The 16,887-nt window shown below is 57.4% G+C and carries 17 protein-coding genes; 14 read left to right on the top strand and 3 right to left on the bottom strand.

The genetic code is table 11. From position 1 onward, the window contains the following. Positions 1-85 precede the first annotated feature (85 nt). Complete coding sequence (locus CLH62_RS03190) at positions 86-964, top strand: PHP domain-containing protein (protein WP_228152760.1); 879 nt, start codon at positions 86-88, stop codon at positions 962-964. Here CLH62_RS03190 and CLH62_RS03185 read toward each other — a convergent pair. Together CLH62_RS03185 and rne are read right to left on the bottom strand one after the other, a co-directional pair. Next, positions 961-1,503, bottom strand: coding sequence for a YecA/YgfB family protein (locus CLH62_RS03185; RefSeq protein WP_099616687.1), 543 nt, complete (start codon positions 1,501-1,503; stop codon positions 961-963). The genes CLH62_RS03190 and CLH62_RS03185 overlap by 4 nt on opposite strands. Beyond that, complete coding sequence (gene rne, locus CLH62_RS03180) at positions 1,503-4,688, bottom strand: ribonuclease E (RefSeq protein ID WP_099616686.1); 3,186 nt, start codon at positions 4,686-4,688, stop codon at positions 1,503-1,505. The genes CLH62_RS03185 and rne overlap by 1 nt, the downstream gene beginning before the upstream one ends. Positions 4,689-5,283: 595 nt before the next feature. Here rne and rluC point away from each other — a divergent pair. Genes rluC through CLH62_RS03165 form a run of 3 tightly spaced genes read left to right on the top strand, consistent with a single transcriptional unit; the run spans position 5,284 to position 8,081 of the window. After that, positions 5,284-6,342 carry a 23S rRNA pseudouridine(955/2504/2580) synthase RluC gene (gene rluC, locus CLH62_RS03175; protein WP_099616685.1) on the top strand — a complete coding sequence of 353 codons (1,059 nt, stop codon included), beginning with the start codon at positions 5,284-5,286 and terminating at the stop codon, positions 6,340-6,342. Then, positions 6,342-6,989, top strand: a complete 648-nt coding sequence (locus CLH62_RS03170) for an HAD family hydrolase (protein ID WP_099616684.1) — start codon at positions 6,342-6,344, stop codon at positions 6,987-6,989. Before rluC ends, CLH62_RS03170 begins: the two co-directional genes overlap by 1 nt. A gap of 48 nt (positions 6,990-7,037) precedes the next feature. Then, on the top strand, positions 7,038-8,081 hold the full coding sequence (locus tag CLH62_RS03165) for a S49 family peptidase (RefSeq protein WP_099616683.1): 1,044 nt from the start codon (positions 7,038-7,040) through the stop codon (positions 8,079-8,081). Here CLH62_RS03165 and CLH62_RS03160 read toward each other — a convergent pair. Next, on the bottom strand, positions 8,078-8,695 hold the full coding sequence (locus CLH62_RS03160) for a Maf family protein (protein WP_099616682.1): 618 nt from the start codon (positions 8,693-8,695) through the stop codon (positions 8,078-8,080). The two genes, CLH62_RS03165 and CLH62_RS03160, sit on opposite strands and share 4 nt — an antisense overlap. 140 nt (positions 8,696-8,835) lie before the next feature. Here CLH62_RS03160 and CLH62_RS03155 point away from each other — a divergent pair, with 140 nt between their 5' ends. The 10 genes from CLH62_RS03155 to tmk all read left to right on the top strand — a co-directional run bounded on the left by CLH62_RS03155 (position 8,836) and on the right by tmk (position 16,816). Beyond that, complete coding sequence (locus CLH62_RS03155) at positions 8,836-9,390, top strand: YceD family protein (protein WP_099616681.1); 555 nt, start codon at positions 8,836-8,838, stop codon at positions 9,388-9,390. Between the two features lie 100 nt (positions 9,391-9,490). After that, on the top strand, positions 9,491-9,670 hold the full coding sequence (rpmF, locus tag CLH62_RS03150; protein ID WP_070966024.1) for a 50S ribosomal protein L32: 180 nt from the start codon (positions 9,491-9,493) through the stop codon (positions 9,668-9,670). A 43-nt stretch (positions 9,671-9,713) separates the two neighbouring features. Next, on the top strand, positions 9,714-10,715 hold the full coding sequence (gene plsX, locus CLH62_RS03145; RefSeq protein WP_407657771.1) for a phosphate acyltransferase PlsX: 1,002 nt from the start codon (positions 9,714-9,716) through the stop codon (positions 10,713-10,715). A gap of 112 nt (positions 10,716-10,827) precedes the next feature. Next, positions 10,828-11,766 carry an ACP S-malonyltransferase gene (gene fabD / locus CLH62_RS03140; protein ID WP_099616679.1) on the top strand — a complete coding sequence of 313 codons (939 nt, stop codon included), beginning with the start codon at positions 10,828-10,830 and terminating at the stop codon, positions 11,764-11,766. A gap of 18 nt (positions 11,767-11,784) precedes the next feature. Next, the gene (gene fabG, locus CLH62_RS03135) at positions 11,785-12,528 is read left to right on the top strand and encodes a 3-oxoacyl-ACP reductase FabG (RefSeq protein ID WP_099616678.1); all 744 of its coding nucleotides are present in this window, start codon (positions 11,785-11,787) and stop codon (positions 12,526-12,528) included. A 134-nt stretch (positions 12,529-12,662) separates the two neighbouring features. Next, the gene (gene acpP, locus CLH62_RS03130; RefSeq protein ID WP_012136033.1) at positions 12,663-12,896 is read left to right on the top strand and encodes an acyl carrier protein; all 234 of its coding nucleotides are present in this window, start codon (positions 12,663-12,665) and stop codon (positions 12,894-12,896) included. A 131-nt stretch (positions 12,897-13,027) separates the two neighbouring features. Further along, complete coding sequence (fabF, locus tag CLH62_RS03125) at positions 13,028-14,275, top strand: beta-ketoacyl-ACP synthase II (protein WP_099616677.1); 1,248 nt, start codon at positions 13,028-13,030, stop codon at positions 14,273-14,275. A 2-nt stretch (positions 14,276-14,277) separates the two neighbouring features. Next, complete coding sequence (gene pabC / locus CLH62_RS03120; protein WP_099616676.1) at positions 14,278-15,102, top strand: aminodeoxychorismate lyase; 825 nt, start codon at positions 14,278-14,280, stop codon at positions 15,100-15,102. A 5-nt stretch (positions 15,103-15,107) separates the two neighbouring features. Continuing rightward, on the top strand, positions 15,108-16,178 hold the full coding sequence (gene mltG, locus CLH62_RS03115) for an endolytic transglycosylase MltG (RefSeq protein ID WP_099616675.1): 1,071 nt from the start codon (positions 15,108-15,110) through the stop codon (positions 16,176-16,178). Beyond that, entirely contained in the window at positions 16,175-16,816 is a 642-nt protein-coding gene (gene tmk / locus CLH62_RS03110; protein WP_099616674.1) for a dTMP kinase, read from the top strand. The genes mltG and tmk overlap by 4 nt, the downstream gene beginning before the upstream one ends. Positions 16,817-16,887: the final 71 nt, after the last annotated feature.

Genomic DNA, 16,887 nt, shown 5'->3' with positions numbered 1-16,887 from the left:
ATCAGCAGTCGTATAGCGCCAGGGATGGCTGGTACACTGTCCAGACATGGCATATCGCCCATTCCCCGCTGATTCAGGATGTTTCGTGACTATACCGCAAGACCCGGTTTTGTGCATTGATCTGCATTGCCACAGTACCGCCTCAGACGGTGCGCTATCACCCTCAGCACTGCTTGAGCGCGCCGCTGAGCGTGGTGTCAGCCACCTTGCATTGACGGATCATGACACCATTGGCGGGTTCGCCGAAGCCTGGGATGCGGCAGGGAGGCATGGTGTCACCCTGATTCCCGGAGTGGAGCTGTCCTGCATCTGGAAAAGTCGAAACATTCATATTGTTGGGCTGGATTTCGACCCGGATGACGCCGGGTTCCGGGGCGCTCTTGAGCAGCAAAACGAGAATCGCTGGGCCCGGGCAAGGATGATTGCCGAACGGCTGGGCAAGCTTGGTGTCGATGATCTGCTGGGGAAGGCAACAACTGCTGCAGGCGGTGATGTACCGGGTCGCCCCCATTTTGCCGAGGTCCTCACGGGCGAGGGCGTAGTGCGGAACGCTGCGCAGGCGTTTAAACGTTACCTGGGCAACGGCAAGGCCGGTGACGTAAAAGCCTACTGGCCTGAACTGTCGGAAGTGGTTCGCTGGATTAATGAGGCGGGCGGAATTGCTGTTCTTGCCCATCCACGGAAATACCAGCTCACTGCTACCAAGCTTCGGGAGCTGACGGCCGATTTCCGGAGGGCAGAAGGGCAGGCGATCGAAGTTTCCACCTCGGGACAGTCCAGCGGGGACCTGGGATTTCTCGCGGAGCTTTGCCGAAGGGAAGGATTGCTGGCGTCTCAGGGCAGTGACTTTCACTTTCCCGGCGCACCCTGGTGTGAGCTTGGCCGCATTGCAAAAATGCCAGACGGGCTTGAGCCGGTCTGGCATTCTTTCAGACAACCAATTCTGAGCCCTGCGCCGGTTTAATCCGGCGCGTGGAACAGGAGATACAGATCGGTCAGCGAATCCGGAATGGCATCGGCCATTTGCCGGGACAGCTCTTCGCTGTTGCGAACGTTCTGAAAATCTTCGTCGTCGAACAGTCCTGACAACGTCAGCATGGGTACCATCAGGTCGGCGGTTTCCTCTTCGCCGGCAGCGTCCAGCCACTCTTCCTCGTGCTCAAGGAAGGTGTCGACGAAACCAGCACACCAGTTCTCCAGCGCGTTCATGGGGTCGCCGTCTTCCGGTTCCGGTAATTCCAGAGCCTGGCCCATATCCAGGGCCTGGGCCATATCTCCAGCCAATTGCTCGGCGCAGCGCCTGAAAACCTCAGGAATCCCGCCATCGGGTACCTCATCGATACCCGTGGCGAGGCGGAAGATTTCTTCCGCACCCAATTCCGCCGGACCGACGACGCTGGCGCAGACTACCCCGTGAAAGCCGAAGAAATCCAGGGCATCATCGCCCCAGGGTTCGGCAAAAAGGATGTCCTCCAGCGCTTCAATGTCAGAGTTCGATAGCATCAGTTAGTGTCACTCCCGGCCTTTTTGGCCTCTTCCGCAGCCTTCTGGCGCTTGCGGACTTCTCTTGGGTCATTGTAGGCACGTCCCGGTGTGACAGGAACATTGGTTGCCGGCGTTTCGGGAGTCTTGTCCTTCTTCTCGGACCCAGTCGCAGGCTTTTCAGTCTTTTCAGGCTGTACGTCCGCCGCCGGAGATGACTTCGGTTCGGCGGGCTGCTCTTTCGGGGCAGCCTTCGAAGCGGCGGGCTGCGGCGCTGGTTTTTCAGCCGATTGCTGCTTTTCAGCAGGGGCAGGCGCCTGATCAGAAGTTGGCACTTCTTTAGCGGCCGCGGTTTCTTTGGTCGCAGGTGCCTGTTTAGCGGCGGACGCTTCCTTGGCGGCCGGCGCTTCTGAGCTGCTGGCCGGCTTCACAGAAGCGGTCTCGGGCGCTTTTTCGGCCTTGGCAGATTGCTTTGGTTCAGCTTCTGCCTTCTTTTCTACCTCGACTTTCGGTGCTTGATCAGCGCTTTCGGCTGCAGGTTTACGCTCTCGGGCAGAGGGCTTTTTATCGGCAGCAGAAGGCTTTTTCTCGCCCGTTGATGGCTTTTGGTCCGCAGCTGAAGGCTTGCTGCTCTGCTCCTCCACATTTTCAGGTGCCTCGGTCTTCGTGCCGGCCTCAGCAGTGCCTCCGGACTTCCCGGTCGGCTGGTCAGCGGCGTTTGCTGCTTCTTTCGGCTGCTCAGGGGCCTTGCTGTCAGAAGGCGATTGTGCAGCAGCGGGCTGGTCAGCCTGGCCCGGCTTCCGATCTTGCTTCGGCTCGTCCTTCTGAGTCGGCGCGGCTGCCTTGTTCTCAGGTTTTTCTGAAGCCTTTTCACGGTTATCCCGTGGCTGCTCGGCTTTTACCGCAGGCTTGTCGCCTTCGGCGCTGACCTCCGGTTGGGTATCCTTCTGGTGCTTTTCGCTGCGGGCAGCCTTGCGGTCTGCCGGCGTGGAGGCCGGATTTTCCGCCGGCGAGCCGTCGCGACTGCGCTGACGTCGAGGCTTGCGCCGCTTTTCGTCAGATGCGGGCTTTTCACCGCCGGCTGACTTGGCAACGTTTTCCTGTGGGCTGCTGTCCTTCTGGTCCCGGTTATCCTTTTGGTCCCGCTGGGGCTTGTTGCGCCCACGACCCTGATTGTCCCGGCGGCTATCCCGGCGGTTATCAGTGCCCTTGTTGTCACCTTTGTTGTCAGTGTCCTTGTTATCCGGGCTCTGGCGATTCTGGTTTCCGCGGTTCTGGTCATCGTTACGATTGCGGTTGCGCCCACGGTTGTCCTCGCCACGGCTTTGCGGGCCGCCCTGACGACGTTCGTTGCCGCTGCGGTTGCCGCCGGAGCGCTGGTCGTCACCACGGGCTACGCGGGATTTACGACGATCCTGGCGGCCCTGATTGCGGTGATCTTCACGCTGGCTTCTGCTTTTTTCGCTGGTCTCGGTCTGCTGTTCTTCTTCTCCGTTGAAGAAGCAGGCAATCTTGCGTCCGAGGCGGCGGAACAGGCCTTCCTCCGGATCGACGGCTTCGGCAGCCTTTGGTGCCGGCGTGGGCGTAGGCGCAGGTGCACTGGGGCGAATCGCCCTTACGGCTGCCTGTTCACGAACCGGTTTTTCTGCCGCCGGAGCTTCGAAGATTTCCTCTTCACGCTCGCTGTATTCCTGAGCCACCTGGTGGCTGGAAATATGCTCAGGTGTTGTTTCATCATCACGCATCCGGACGATTTCGAAGTGCGGTGTTTCCATGTGTGGCACAGGAACCACGACGATGCTGACTTCCTGTAGAGCCTCGATATCGGCCAGCTGCTTGCGCTTTTCGTTCAAAAGGAAGGTGGCAACAGACACAGGGACAACAGCCCGCACTTCGCCGGTCTTGTCTTTCGAGGACTCTTCGTAGATCAGGCGCATGATGCTCAGGGCGAGGGATTCAATGCCCCGGATGGTGCCCTGGCCCTCGCAGCGAGGGCAAACCTCGCTTCGCGTCTCCCCGAGGGAGGGGCGCAGACGCTGACGGGACATTTCAAGCAGGCCAAATCGCGAGATCTTGCCAACCTGAACCCGGGCCCGGTCTATTTCCAGGGCTTCACGCATCTTCTGCTCAACTTCCCGCTGGTGCTTGGCCGGGGTCATATCGATGAAATCGATAACAATTAGCCCCCCCATGTCACGCAGGCGCAGCTGGCGGGCGATTTCTTCGGCCGCTTCCAGGTTGGTCTGAAGGGCAGTTTCCTCGATGTCGTGGCCCTTGGTGGCACGGGAGGAGTTGATGTCGATGGACACCAGTGCTTCGGTCGGATCGATAACAATTGAACCGCCGGAAGGCAGCTTCACTTCCCGCTGGAACGCGGTCTCGATCTGGCCTTCTATCTGATAACGGCTGAACAGCGGGATTTCATCCTTGTACAGCTTGATCTTGTTCTCGAAAGTCGGCATTACCGCGCGGACAAAGTTCAGTACGTCCTCATATACGCCATCTGAATCGATCAGAACCTCGCCAATATCCTGGCGAAGATAGTCGCGTACGGCACGAATAATGACGTTGCTTTCCTGGTGGATCAGAAACGGCGCCTTGCGTTCGCCGGCAGCCTGGGAAATGGCTTCCCAGAACTGAACAAGGTAATCCAGATCCCACTGCAGTTCTTCGGTGGTTCGGCCAATGCCGGCGGTACGCACAATGATGCCCATGGATTTAGGCACCTGGACATCGTTCATGGCGTCTTTGAGCTGGGCCCGCTCGTCACCCTCAATACGGCGGGAAATACCTCCGGCACGGGGATTGTTGGGCATGAGCACCAGGTAGCGGCCGGCCAGGGAAATAAAGGTCGTCAGGGCAGCGCCCTTGTTACCACGTTCTTCCTTGTCGACCTGGACGATGACTTCCTGGCCCTCAGAGACCACATCCTTGATATTGACCTTGCCCTCAATCTGACCCGGGGATTTCTTGAAATACTCCTTGGAGATTTCCTTCAGGGGCAGAAAACCGTGGCGATCGGCACCGAAATCAACAAACGCAGCTTCGAGACTGGGTTCAACGCGAGTAATGCGCCCCTTGTACACGTTGGCTTTCTTCTGCTCGCGGGAGCTGGATTCGATATCGAGATCAAAAAGACGCTGGCCGTCAACCAGAGCTACGCGCAACTCTTCAGGGTGAGTTGCATTGATAAGCATTCTTTTCATGGAAAGAAAGAGTTCCTGTCGTTTAGTTTGACAGAAAACCAGAGGGGATCGCATCAGCGAAGCAGGATGTGCGTGCCGCGGGCCCTGTTACATCAAGGGCGGACCGGCGGCCAGACGAATCAGACCCTTCGGGGGTGTGATCCTTTCGGTCTGAGACCAACGCCGACGATCCGGCTGCCTGAAGGCAGGGAGAGGTCGTGTAAGGTTCGTGTCTGTTGACGCATGTTATCCGTTTTCAGGTTCACTCAGGTGCCTGGGTCTCACGTCGTATTCGTAAGCTGGACGGCCCGGCCCTGCGTGGCAATGATTCTTCGCGATGTCGCCCGCGGTTTTCTGCGCGGTTTTTCCTTTTCCCGGGGACAGGTTTCAGTCTTTCGAAGATCTGGCCTGGTACTCCGGGAGCATTTCCTTCGCCGTTCCCGGTAGTGATTGGGTGCACGGCGTTCAAACTCTCGAATAGTGTCGGTATACTTCTGCCGCTCCGGCTTCTGACTTGAGTTGGTCAGGCCGTAGACAAACGACAGAGCACGCCGGAATATAACAGTATTCAGGTTGCCGTTCAATCCTGCATTCAGGTCGCCACCATAGGAGTTCCATGTCCCGCAAGCTCGCGAACAAGAAGCCAGCCAAGGCCAGGCCCTACAAGGCGGCACCATCACCCAGGAGAGGGAGTGGCGAAAAGGCAGTTCCCCGCGGAGAGGTTCGCCAGGGTGTTCAGTGGGTCACTGTCGATGAGGATAATGAGGGCCAGAGGGTGGATAATTTTCTTCTGGCGCAACTTCGAGGCGTGCCCAAAAGCATTATCTATCGGGTGGTGAGAAAGGGCGAGGTTCGGGTCAATAAAGGTCGGGTTAAGCCAGACACCCGACTGAAAGCTGGTGATCAGGTGCGGATTCCGCCTGTGACTCGCAAGGAAAAGCCAGAGCAGGTCGCGCCCGGCTCCCGCGTGCAGGGGGTTATTGAGGCCGCGGTCATTTTCGAGAATGAACAGATGATGGTGGTCAACAAGCCCTCGGGTATTGCCGTTCATGGCGGCAGTGGCCTCAGTTTCGGTCTGATTGAAGTCTTGCGTTCGGCCCGGCCGTCGGCAAAGTTCCTGGAGCTTGTGCACCGGCTGGACCGCGACACATCCGGGCTGGTTATGGTGGCCAAGAAACGCTCAGCATTGCGCTATCTGCAGGACGAACTTCGCCAGAAACGGATAAGAAAGCACTATCACGCGTTGGTGGCCGGTGACTGGCAGGCCGGTGTCGACCGGGTTGATGCCCCCCTTCTGCGGTATGAGATGCCTAATGGCGAGCGGCGAGTCAGGGTTGACGAATCGGGGAAAGCTTCATTGACCACGTTCCGGTGCCTTAACCGGTATCAGGGCTACAGCCTGGTGGAGGCCTCACCGATAACCGGGCGAACACACCAGATCAGGGTTCACAGTGCCTGGGCGGGTCATCCGATTGCAGGTGACGACAAGTATATGGATGATGTCAGCCTAAAAGCATTCAGGGCGATTGGTGGGCAGCGGCTTATGCTTCATGCCCGGGCCCTCGAATTTACCTTGCCGGTGTCGGGGGAGGCCATGCGCCTCGAAGCGCCCTACGACGATGCATTCAACGACGTGCTTATAAAACTTGGGGCACGTCTTAAAGGAACAGGTTAATGAACGTCAGAGTGGTTATTTTTGACTGGGACGGGACTCTGGTGGATTCTGTCGAGCACATCGCTGACAGCCTGCACCGGGCAGCAACCGACCTGGGTTACGCGGCCCTGGAGCGTGAGGCCTACCGGGATATAATCGGTCTTGGTATGGTCGAAGCGCTGGAGAAACTCTATCCGGGCATTAGTCGTGAAGAGATGAATAGCATCCGAGAGGGCTATGCGGGCTACTTCTTCAACAAGACCACCACGCCCCAGAATGTGTTCGAGGGTATGGCGGATGTGGTGGCTGACCTTCGCGGTTCTGGTCGCAGTTGTTCCGTGGCCACGGGAAAGAGCCGTCGGGGGCTCGATTCGGCCCTGGTTTCCAGTGGCCTTGGCAGTCACTTCGAGATAACCCGGTGCGCGGATGAGACCCGTTCAAAGCCAGACCCCGCAATGCTCGAGCAGATCCTGAATTTCTACGGAATTGAGCCAGCCGAAGCGGTAATGATCGGCGACACCCGCTATGACCTGGAAATGGCCCAGCGTATCGGAATGCCTTCCATAGGTGTCGAGTGGGGCGTGCACAAGCGCGATGTGCTGGGTGATTATTCGCCCCATGCCATTGTTGATACCGTGCCCGACCTGCGCCAGGTACTTGGGCTCTGAACCAGGTAGCTTGGCCAAATTAATCAATGTTGCTGACAGGATGCATGAATGAGTGACTGGGATTCCGATAAGTCCCCTGGGTGGGGAGATGAGCCAGTAGAGCCTGAAAAAGGCAGTAAGCCATTGTTTGGCCGCAGGTCGCCAAAAATGCCGCCAGAGTCCGGCCGGGACTGGAAGCTCATTGAAAAACTGGTGATGTCGCTCCAGGCCGAGCAGCGCAGAAGCCGCCGGTGGGGGATTTTTTTCAAGTTCCTTACCTTCGGATATCTGATTGCGTTGCTATTCATGCTGAAGGTTCCGTTCGGCGACTCATTGGACAGTGTCTCGGGTAAGCATACCGCCCTGGTTGAGATTAACGGCCCGATAGCGGCAGATGAGCTGGCAAGCGCCGATAATATTGTCGGTTCGCTTCGGACCGCTTTTGAGGAGCCAAACTCGGTGGCGGTGATTCTTCGGATTAACAGTCCTGGTGGAAGCCCGGTCCAGTCGGGTTATGTGTACGATGAAATAAAGCGGCTGCGCGGCGAATATCCGGAAAAGAAGGTGTACGCGGTGATTTCCGACATCGGTGCTTCCGGGGCTTATTACATCGCCGCGGCTGCCGATGAGATTTATGCAAACCGTGCCAGCCTCGTCGGCTCAATTGGTGTTGTCGCCGGCGGCTTCGGTTTCACCGAAGTGATGAACAAGATTGGTGTTGAGCGAAGGTTGTATACCGCCGGCGAGAACAAGGCCTTCCTCGACCCCTTCTCTCCGGAACAGGAAAAGGAGGTGGCGTTCTGGCAGGGTGTGCTGGAAAACACGCATCAACAGTTCATTGAGGCGGTCAAGCAGGGTCGGGGGGATCGCCTGGCCGATGATGAGCGTCTGTTCAGTGGGCTGGTCTGGAGCGGTGAGCAGGCGATTGAGCTGGGTCTGGTGGATGGCTTGGGCAGCGCTTCACACGTCGCCCGTCAGATTGTCGGTCAGGAAGATCTGGTGGACTACAGTCGTCGGAAATCGCCATTTCAGGATATCGTTGACCAGCTGGGCGTTGCCTTTGGCGAGGGCTTTGCCGGTCAGCTGGTGGAGTCCCGTCTGGAACTTCGTTAATCCTGGGCACTATCAGGCGGGTTTTCCAGCAGGGGGTTCCGGCCCCAGCGCCGCAGCATCTGGTTCAGGGCGATCAGGGGTAGCCCGACGAGGCTGTTCGGGTCCCTGCCGTCGAGCGCTTCAAAAAGAGTGATGCCCAGGCCTTCCATCTTGAAGCTGCCGGCGCAGTCGTAGGGTTGTTCCCGTCGTAAATAGGTGTCAATTTCCTCGTCGGTCAGCTGCCGGAAGTGAACAGTGAAAGGCTCGCAGTGACGTTCCAGCTTTCCTGAGTCCGCGTCCAGCAGTGCAAGCCCTGTCAGGAAAAGGACTCTGTGGCCGCTGCTCTGGCGTAATTGGTCAGTTGCCTGTTTGTGACTCCCCGGCTTGCTCAGTAAGGAGCCATCCGGCAGGCAGGCCACCTGATCTGATCCAATAATCCAGTGGCCGGGAAAGCGCTCTGTCAGGGCTCTGGCCTTGGCCTCGGCCAGGCGAGTTGCCAGCGCCTCCCCGGTTTCGCCCTGAATTGGTGTTTCGTCGACATCGGGGCTGGCGCAAGTGAAGGGTAGGCCAAGTCGTTCCAGGAGCGCCTTGCGGTAGGGTGACGACGAGGCTAGCAGCAGTGGTTTTTGCGTCATGTGTATTGTCCTTGGGGTAGCGGGGGAGGACGAGCTGGAGTACGTTTATCGTAAATTACACCTATCTGCACGGGAACCCCTGTCCAAAAAGCAATGAAGTCTTTGACAGTAGAGGGCTGCGCCCCTAAAATTGCGCGCCTATGTCAAAAGCGTCGAACGCCGAGTTACCCAAATCTGTTGATCCTTACCGGTTAGCGGAACAAAACAGCACTCTGGAGGGAATCATTCCCCTCAGCGGGCTTAGCCGTTTCCGAGAAGCTGTTCTGGGGTTTTCGGAGAACGCTGCGTGTCGGGTGACGTTGTCCTTTTATATGGACAGCGAGCGTCGTCGCGTTGTTTCGGGCGAGCTCGAAGCTCCGGTGGAGCTGGAGTGTCAACGCTGTATGGGTTCCATGCGCGCGACACTGGTTTCCCGGTTCAAACTGGGGTTGGTAACCAGCGATGAACAGGCGAAACAGCTGCCTAACGAGCTTGAGCCTTACCTGACCGATGATTTCAGTGCAGATCTTTGGTCAATGGCAGAAGACGAGCTGTTGCTGGTGCTGCCAGCGTTCCCGCTTCATGATCGGAATGAATGTCCGGCCCGGGAAGATCTGGAGGCTTATGAGCCTGACGGCTCTGCGGCAGAGCCGGTGAGAAAGTCGGGCGAGAACCCGTTCAGCGTGCTGGCGAATCTCAAGAAGACAAAGCATTAACCGGGCGCGGGTATCCTTCGGGAAGCCGGCGCGCATTAAACGAACACACGTTACTTTCCAGGTAATATAAAGTTTACGTTAACAGGTCAGGAGCATAATCATGGCTGTACAGAAAAACCGCAAAACCCGTTCCAAGCGTGGCATGCGCCGTTCACACGACGCTCTGAGCACTGCCGCTCTGAGCACCGACGCGACCACTGGCGAAGTTCATCTTCGCCACCACGTGTCTCCAGACGGTTTCTACCGTGGTAAGCAGGTAATCGAAGCGCGCGACGAGTAATCTCGTTGTCGCTATGCACCGCAGGGAATCGGATGGCGGAACGGTGAAGCCGGTCACCATCGCGATTGACGCCATGAGTGGCGATCGTGGAGCCGCTATCGTGGCTGCTGCGTCGCTACAGGCGGTGCGTGAAAACGAAGCCTTGAGCATCGTTCTGGTGGGAATCCGGAGCGAGCTTGAGGCTTTGTTGCGTGAGGGGCATGCCAGAATCTCTATTGTGGAGGCGGCAGATGTGGTGCGCATGAATGAGCGACCGTCCCATGCCCTTCGTCACAAGAAGAACTCATCCATGGCTATTGCCCTGAGTCTGGTCCGTGACGATGAGGCTCAGGGTTGTGTCAGTGCCGGGAACACCGGTGCCCTGATGGCGTTTGGTCGTTCCATTATTCGCATGTATCCGGGCATTGAGAGGCCCGCTATCGCCAAACTGATTCCCTCTCTCCGGGGGCGCTGTCATGTCCTCGATCTTGGTGCCAATGTCGATTCAACCGCTGAAAATCTATACCAGTATGCCCTGATGGGTTCCCTGATGGCCTCGGCTATTTGCCAGCAGGCAGAGCCCCGGGTGGCGTTGCTGAATGTCGGAGAAGAAGAGATTAAGGGCAATGAGCAGGTTCGTCTGGCTTCTCACATGCTGGCCCAGTGCGACACCATCAATTACATCGGTTATGTGGAAGGCAGCGACCTGTTCCGGGATGTAGCAGACGTGGTTGTATGTGACGGGTTTGTCGGGAACATCGCTCTGAAAACCGGCGAAGGCGTTGCTGGGCTCCTGATTGAACTGATGGAGCAGGCTTTCACCCGGAATCTCTACGGCAGGCTGGTTGGTCTGCTGGCCAGGCCGATTATTGGCCGACTGCTGCAGTTGATGGACCCCTCCCGCCACAACGGCGCCAGCCTGCTCGGGTTGCAGGGCGTAGTTATCAAGAGTCATGGCAACGCCAACGAGCGGGCCATGCTTTCTGCCATTCGTCAGGCTGTCAGGGAAGTAGAGCTGGAAGTGCCTCGCCGGATCAATGAGCGCCTCGACGACCTCATGCTTTGATCGTCTGAGACTAAAGTCTGTCCCGACCTGACCACGCATTCGCGGAAAACTGGCCTAACTTGTACTATTGGCTAATCTCCCGTAACCCCTTAATGACGATAAGATCCCGCTTATGAAATCAGCCTTTATTTTTCCCGGACAAGGGTCTCAATCCGTTGGCATGCTCTCGGCGGCCGCTGAGGCCTGGCCTATTATCAACAGAACCTTTGCTGAAGCTTCCAATGCGTTGGGCTACGACCTATGGCATTTGTGCCAGAACGGCCCGGCCGAGGAGCTCAACAAAACCACGGTCACCCAGCCTGCACTGCTGACGGCCAGTGTCGCCCTGTGGCGCCAGTGGTTTGTGGCAGGCGGCGTTAAGCCGGATTTTCTCGCCGGCCATAGTCTGGGCGAGTACAGTGCTCTGGTCGCCTCAGAGAGCCTGGACTTTATAGAAGCGGTAAAGCTGGTTCGCCTTCGTGGTGAGCTCATGCAGGATGCTGTGCCGGCAGGGGAAGGCAGGATGGCGGCAATCCTGGGTCTTGAGGATAATGATGTCGTCGCTGCCTGTGAAAGCGCTGCTCAGGGCGAAGTTGTCTCGGCCGTGAACTTCAACGCGCCCGGGCAGGTGGTGATAGCCGGTTCGGCGGCTGCCGTCGAGCGGGCCATCGAAGCATGTAAGGAAAAAGGCGCGCGCAAGGCCATGCCATTGCCAGTCAGCGTTCCGTCCCATTGCGCCTTGATGAAAGGCGCATCGGAGGAGCTGGCCAAAGCGCTGGAGGACGTGCGCTTTAACGATGCTGTCATCCCGGTTATACAAAATGTTAACGCCGCGGCCGAGACGGAATCCGCTACACTGAAAGCCAATCTTCTGAAGCAGCTCTATTCGCCGGTTTTGTGGACGGATTCCGTTCGTACACTCGTGAGTAATGGCGTGGAAGTGGCTGTTGAGTGTGGGACTGGCAAGGTCCTCGCCGGACTTGTAAAGCGTATTGACCGGGCTCTGGCGGTTCACAGTATCGAAGATCCGGACTCGCTGGCGAAGGCGCTCGGCGCGTTCCGCCAATCCTGAAACGAAAGGGAGTGATTCATGTCTCTGGAAGGTAAGATTGCACTGGTAACCGGTGCGACCCGCGGAATTGGCCAGGCGATTGCCCGTGCACTGGCCGAGCAGGGCGCTGAAGTCATCGGGACTGCCACCAGCGCCAGCGGTGCTGAATCCATCACCAAGGATCTGCAGTCCGCCGGGTTCAAGGGCTACGGCATGGTCATGAATGTGGCGGACCCCGCCAACATTGAGGCAGGCCTGAAGGAACTGACCGAGAGATCCGGTGCACCGCTGATTCTCGTCAATAATGCCGGCATTACCCGTGATAACCTGCTGATGCGGCTGAAAGACGAGGACTGGGCATCGGTTCTGGAAACCAACCTTTCCAGCGTTTATCGCACCAGCAAAGCTGTGCTTCGTGGAATGGCGAAAGCGAGATGGGGCCGGATAGTAAATATCAGTTCAGTGGTTGCAGGTATGGGTAATCCCGGGCAGGGTAACTATTGTGCCGCCAAGGCCGGGGTGGAGGGTTTTACCCGAAGCCTGGCGAAGGAAATGTCGAACCGGGGAATTACCGCGAATTGCGTGGCGCCGGGATTTATTGACACGGATATGACAAAAAAACTGGACGACAAGCAGCGCGAGGCTATGCTGGAAATCATACCCGCGGGTCGTCTGGGTGAGCCGGAAGAAGTGGCAGCTGTGGTTGCCTTCCTGGCATCAGATGCCGCCGGATACGTGACGGGTGAAACCATCAACGTAAACGGTGGAATGTACATGGGATAAGCTTCGTTCCGGAGCCTGTGCGCAACTCCTTGTCGCACAACATGTTTGACAGAATCCCTGCTTGTTTGCAGGTAGGGTTTAAACTAAACTGGCAGCACTTGAGTTGCTTGGTTGACACACAAAGTGAGGACATTATGAGTACAGTTGAAGAGCGCGTTAAGAAGATCGTTTGTGAACAGTTGGGCGTAAAAGAGTCCGAGGTTCAGAACTCATCTTCTTTTGTAGAGGATCTTGGCGCTGACTCACTGGACACCGTTGAGCTGGTTATGGCCCTGGAAGAGGAATTTGAAACCGAGATTCCTGATGAGGAAGCTGAGAAACTGGCAAGTGTTCAGGACGCGATCGACTACATCGTCGCGCACACCTGATACTCTGCATTTAAGAAAGCCAGACAAAAAGCCGTCCTTGTGAAACATCGAGGGACGGCTTTTTTATTGGCTGAAAAATCAGGTTCAATCCGGTTGCAGATTTATACGGACAAGATCAGGTGCAAGGGGTTATGACTAAACGGCGAGTTGTTATCACGGGCGTGGGCATGCTGTCTCCTCTGGGAAATGACGTGGAGTCATCCTGGGAAGGTATCCGGGCAGGGCGCAGCGGGATCGGAATGATCGATCGTTTTGACGCGTCTGGTTACAACACTCGGATCGGGGGTGCCATCCGTGATCTGGATATGGAGCCATACCTCTCGGCCAAAGACGCCAGAAAGCTTGACGCATTTATTCATTATGGCCTTATTGCCGCCCAGCAGGCGGTGGATGACAGTGGTCTTGAGTCCTTCGAGGAACTTGATCGGGAAAGAGTGGGGATCGCAATCGGATCCGGGATCGGTGGTCTCGAGTACATAGAGAAAAGCGTTCTGACCATGGACAAATCCGGGCCTCGCAAAGTCTCGCCTTTTTTTGTGCCGGCCTCTGTGATCAACATGATTTCCGGTAATGCGGCGATTCGTTTCGGCTACCGTGGCCCCAATATCGCTATCGTTACCGCTTGTACCACCGGCACCCACAATATTGGTTACGCTGCCCGCACCATTGCTTACGGGGATGCTGATGTGATGCTGGCCGGTGGCTCCGAAATGGCAACGACGCGTACTGGAATGGCGGCTTTCTCGGCCGCCCGGGCACTTTCTACCCGCAACGACGAACCGACCAAGGCGAGCCGGCCCTGGGACAAAGACCGGGACGGGTTTGTGCTTAGTGATGGTGCGGGTGTCGTTGTTCTTGAAGATCTGGAACACGCGAAGCAACGAGGCGCCACGATTTATGGTGAGGTTGTCGGCTTCGGCATGAGTGACGACGCCCACCACATTACCGCGCCTCCGGAGAATGGCGAAGGAGCGGCACGCTCCATGGTGAATGCCATCCGGGATGCCGGCCTGAAGACAGATGAAATCGATTATATCAATGCCCACGGCACTTCAACCCTGGTCGGTGACGTGGCGGAAGTGGCTGCAGTCAGGCGTGTATTTGAAGGTCATGCCGACAAACTCGCCATGAGCAGCACGAAATCCATGACCGGGCATCTGCTCGGTGCTGCCGGTGCGGTCGAGGCGATCTTTTCGGTGTTGTCGATCCGCGATGGGGTGTTGCCCCCCACCATCAATCTGGACAATCCCGATGATGGGTGCGATCTGGATTTCGTTGCCCACGAAAGTCGTAAGGCGGATGTACGGGTGGCTTTGTCCAACTCCTTCGGCTTCGGTGGTACCAACGGAACCCTGATCTTTCGTCGCTTCGAAGACTGACCATGGCCGTTTTTCGCCTGTTTTGGGCAGAGGAGGGCGGTCTGCCAGCGGATGACCGCGGGCTGGCCTATGGCGACGGCCTGTTCGAAACCATCCGCATGGTCGGGCAAAAAGGTGTTCTTCTTTCGCGACACCTTGATCGTATGGCGCGGGATGCCAAAAGACTTGGGATCAATGTTTCGCGCCGTGAGCTCGCGACTGTCTGCACCCGGGCTGGCCAGCGTTTTTCCGAACAATTCACCGATGATGGCTGGATTCTCAAGCTGACCCTGACCCGCGGCGGGGGCGGTCGTGGTTACCGCCCGGACCCAGGCATGGTGCCTAACCTTCTTGTGTCTGCATCGCCACTGCCTCCCACACCCGATGCCTCTGGCGTCGTGGTCGATTTCTCCAGGGTGCCACTGACGGTCAATCCTTTGCTTGCCGGCATCAAATCTCTGAACCGGCTTGAGCAGGTGATGGCCGCCGCCGAGCTTGGCCAGTCCATATTTGAAGTCATAATGTCTGACAGCGACGGCAACCTCGTCGAGGGTACCCGGACCAATCTTCTGCTTCGAAAGCATAATGGCTGGGTGACGCCGCCGGCTGCCAGTCTGGCCGTTGCCGGAGTTCTGCGCCAGTGGCTGTTGGAGCGCCTGAGGCAAAGGGGAGAGGCGGTGGCTGAGAAGCCGATAACGGTCGAAGACGTACTGGGCCCGGAATGCCAGGGCCTGTTTCTCCTGAACAGCGTTCTCGGTATTGTTCCGGTTCGCACTATTGCCGGTCATGATTTGCCTGTCGATGGCGGACTTGCGACAATCTTCAATCCTCTCGAAACACTGGAATAAATCGTTTGCTCAAGAAGTTATTGCTTGCGTGTATTTGTGTTGCCGTGCTGGCCTCGGCTGGAACCGGGCTGTGGGTCTGGCAGGGTCTTCAGGGGCTTGACGAACCCGTGGCGCTGGATGAGCCGGTGCTTTTTAACGTTCCCCAGGGCGCCACACTCACCGCAGTGGCTCAAAGACTGCAGTCGCAGGGGCTGGTCCAGCAAAGCTTTTGGCTCAGGCTCTACGGCCGTCTCTACCCGGAGCAGGCGCTTATCAAGGCCGGTGACTATGAGTTTCTCGATGGCATGAGCCCGAAAGCCATGGTCAACCTAATGGTGTCGGGGGATATCAAACATTGGTACGTGCAGTTCATTGAGGGCTGGACGTTTCAGGATATGCGTGAAGCACTGAGGCGCGTTGATCGGATGCAGCAGGTTACGGGCGAGTGGACTGATGAGCAGATCATGTCCGCCGTCGGAGCTGAAGGAGAGCATCCTGAGGGGCGATTCTTCCCCGACACCTATGCCTTTACAAGCACTGAGACCGATCTGGATATTCTGAAGCGGGCCTTCGGCAAGATGGAGGTCGTTCTGGCTGAGGAATGGGAGGCCCGGGAGGAGGGTTTACCCTACGATAACCCCTATGAAGCCCTGATCATGGCCTCTATCGTTGAGCGGGAAACTGGCGCACCCGGGGAGCGGGATCAGGTGGCCGGAGTGTTTGTTCGTCGTCTGCAAAAGGGGATGCGGCTCCAGACCGATCCCACGGTTATTTACGGCATGGGCGACAGCTACAAGGGTCGGATCGGCAGGAAGGACCTGCGTACCCATACGCCTTATAACACCTACCGCATTGATGGCCTCCCTCCCACGCCGATTGCCTTGCCTGGGCGCGATTCGATTCATGCAGCTCTGCACCCCGATGACGGGGATGCACTCTATTTCGTCGCCCGTGGCGATGGCTCCCACAAGTTTTCCCGTACCCTCGCCGAACATCAGAAGGCAGTGCGGGAGTTTCAGCTCAACCGTCGCCAGGATTACCGGTCTTCTCCGGCGCCGGAAGATACCTCCTCTGGTAATGATGGGGGTGCGGGATGAATGGTCGGGGAGAGTTCATCACATTTGAAGGTACCGAAGGTGTTGGTAAGTCGACACAGCTCGCCAATGCCGCGAGAACGCTCAAGGGTCTTGGTGTAGACTTTATCGTGACCCGGGAGCCTGGTGGGACGCCCATGGCAGAGGCCATTCGTGAGCTGTTACTGTCGCCCAGGGATGAACCGGTTAACGAAACCACGGAACTTCTCCTGATGTTTGCGGCGAGAGCGCAGCATCTATACAACCGCATACTGCCGGCTCTCGATCAGGGCAAATGGGTCCTGTGTGACCGCTTTACAGACGCGACGTTTGCCTATCAGGGCGGTGGCAGAGGCGTGCCAGTTGAACGGATCGCCCTTCTGGAAACCCTGGTTCAGGGTGAAATACGGCCTGATCACGTCGTGCTTCTGGATGCCCCTGTTGAAACCGGAATGGCCAGGGCTCGAAAACGAGGTGAACTGGACCGCTTTGAGCAAGAGGACCTGGAATTCTTCCAGCGAATCCGGGATGTCTATCTGGAGAGGGCAATGGCGCTGCCCTCCAGATATCATGTGATTAATGCAGCACTACCGCTGGAGGACGTTTCTGAGAGCGTTGCCAGAGTTCTGACAGGGCTGGTCAGGGCCGCCGGCTCATCCTGAAACGTGCCTGGATATACAAATGCTTGCCCCGGCATTCGTGCACTTTCTGTAATGATCTGCTTTAATTGATG

The sequence above is a fragment of the Marinobacter guineae genome, assembly GCF_002744735.1.
GTDB lineage: Bacteria > Pseudomonadota > Gammaproteobacteria > Pseudomonadales > Oleiphilaceae > Marinobacter > Marinobacter guineae.
This window is presented reverse-complemented; position numbering and strand designations above follow the sequence as displayed.

Excerpts from the sequence above, each read along its gene's own strand:
- CLH62_RS03160 (WP_099616682.1), bottom strand. The coding sequence starts at position 8,695 with ATGACGCAAAAACCACTGCTGCTAGCCTCGTCGTCACCCTACCGCAAG.
- tmk (WP_099616674.1), top strand. The coding sequence starts at position 16,175 with ATGAATGGTCGGGGAGAGTTCATCACATTTGAAGGTACCGAAGGTGTT.
- acpP (WP_012136033.1), top strand. The coding sequence starts at position 12,663 with ATGAGTACAGTTGAAGAGCGCGTTAAGAAGATCGTTTGTGAACAGTTG.
- fabF (WP_099616677.1), top strand. The coding sequence starts at position 13,028 with ATGACTAAACGGCGAGTTGTTATCACGGGCGTGGGCATGCTGTCTCCT.
- CLH62_RS03185 (WP_099616687.1), bottom strand. The coding sequence starts at position 1,503 with ATGCTATCGAACTCTGACATTGAAGCGCTGGAGGACATCCTTTTTGCC.
- pabC (WP_099616676.1), top strand. The coding sequence starts at position 14,278 with ATGGCCGTTTTTCGCCTGTTTTGGGCAGAGGAGGGCGGTCTGCCAGCG.
- CLH62_RS03155 (WP_099616681.1), top strand. The coding sequence starts at position 8,836 with ATGTCAAAAGCGTCGAACGCCGAGTTACCCAAATCTGTTGATCCTTAC.
- fabG (WP_099616678.1), top strand. The coding sequence starts at position 11,785 with ATGTCTCTGGAAGGTAAGATTGCACTGGTAACCGGTGCGACCCGCGGA.
- rluC (WP_099616685.1), top strand. The coding sequence starts at position 5,284 with ATGTCCCGCAAGCTCGCGAACAAGAAGCCAGCCAAGGCCAGGCCCTAC.
- rpmF (WP_070966024.1), top strand. The coding sequence starts at position 9,491 with ATGGCTGTACAGAAAAACCGCAAAACCCGTTCCAAGCGTGGCATGCGC.
- rne (WP_099616686.1), bottom strand. The coding sequence starts at position 4,688 with ATGAAAAGAATGCTTATCAATGCAACTCACCCTGAAGAGTTGCGCGTA.
- CLH62_RS03165 (WP_099616683.1), top strand. The coding sequence starts at position 7,038 with ATGAGTGACTGGGATTCCGATAAGTCCCCTGGGTGGGGAGATGAGCCA.
- fabD (WP_099616679.1), top strand. The coding sequence starts at position 10,828 with ATGAAATCAGCCTTTATTTTTCCCGGACAAGGGTCTCAATCCGTTGGC.
- CLH62_RS03170 (WP_099616684.1), top strand. The coding sequence starts at position 6,342 with ATGAACGTCAGAGTGGTTATTTTTGACTGGGACGGGACTCTGGTGGAT.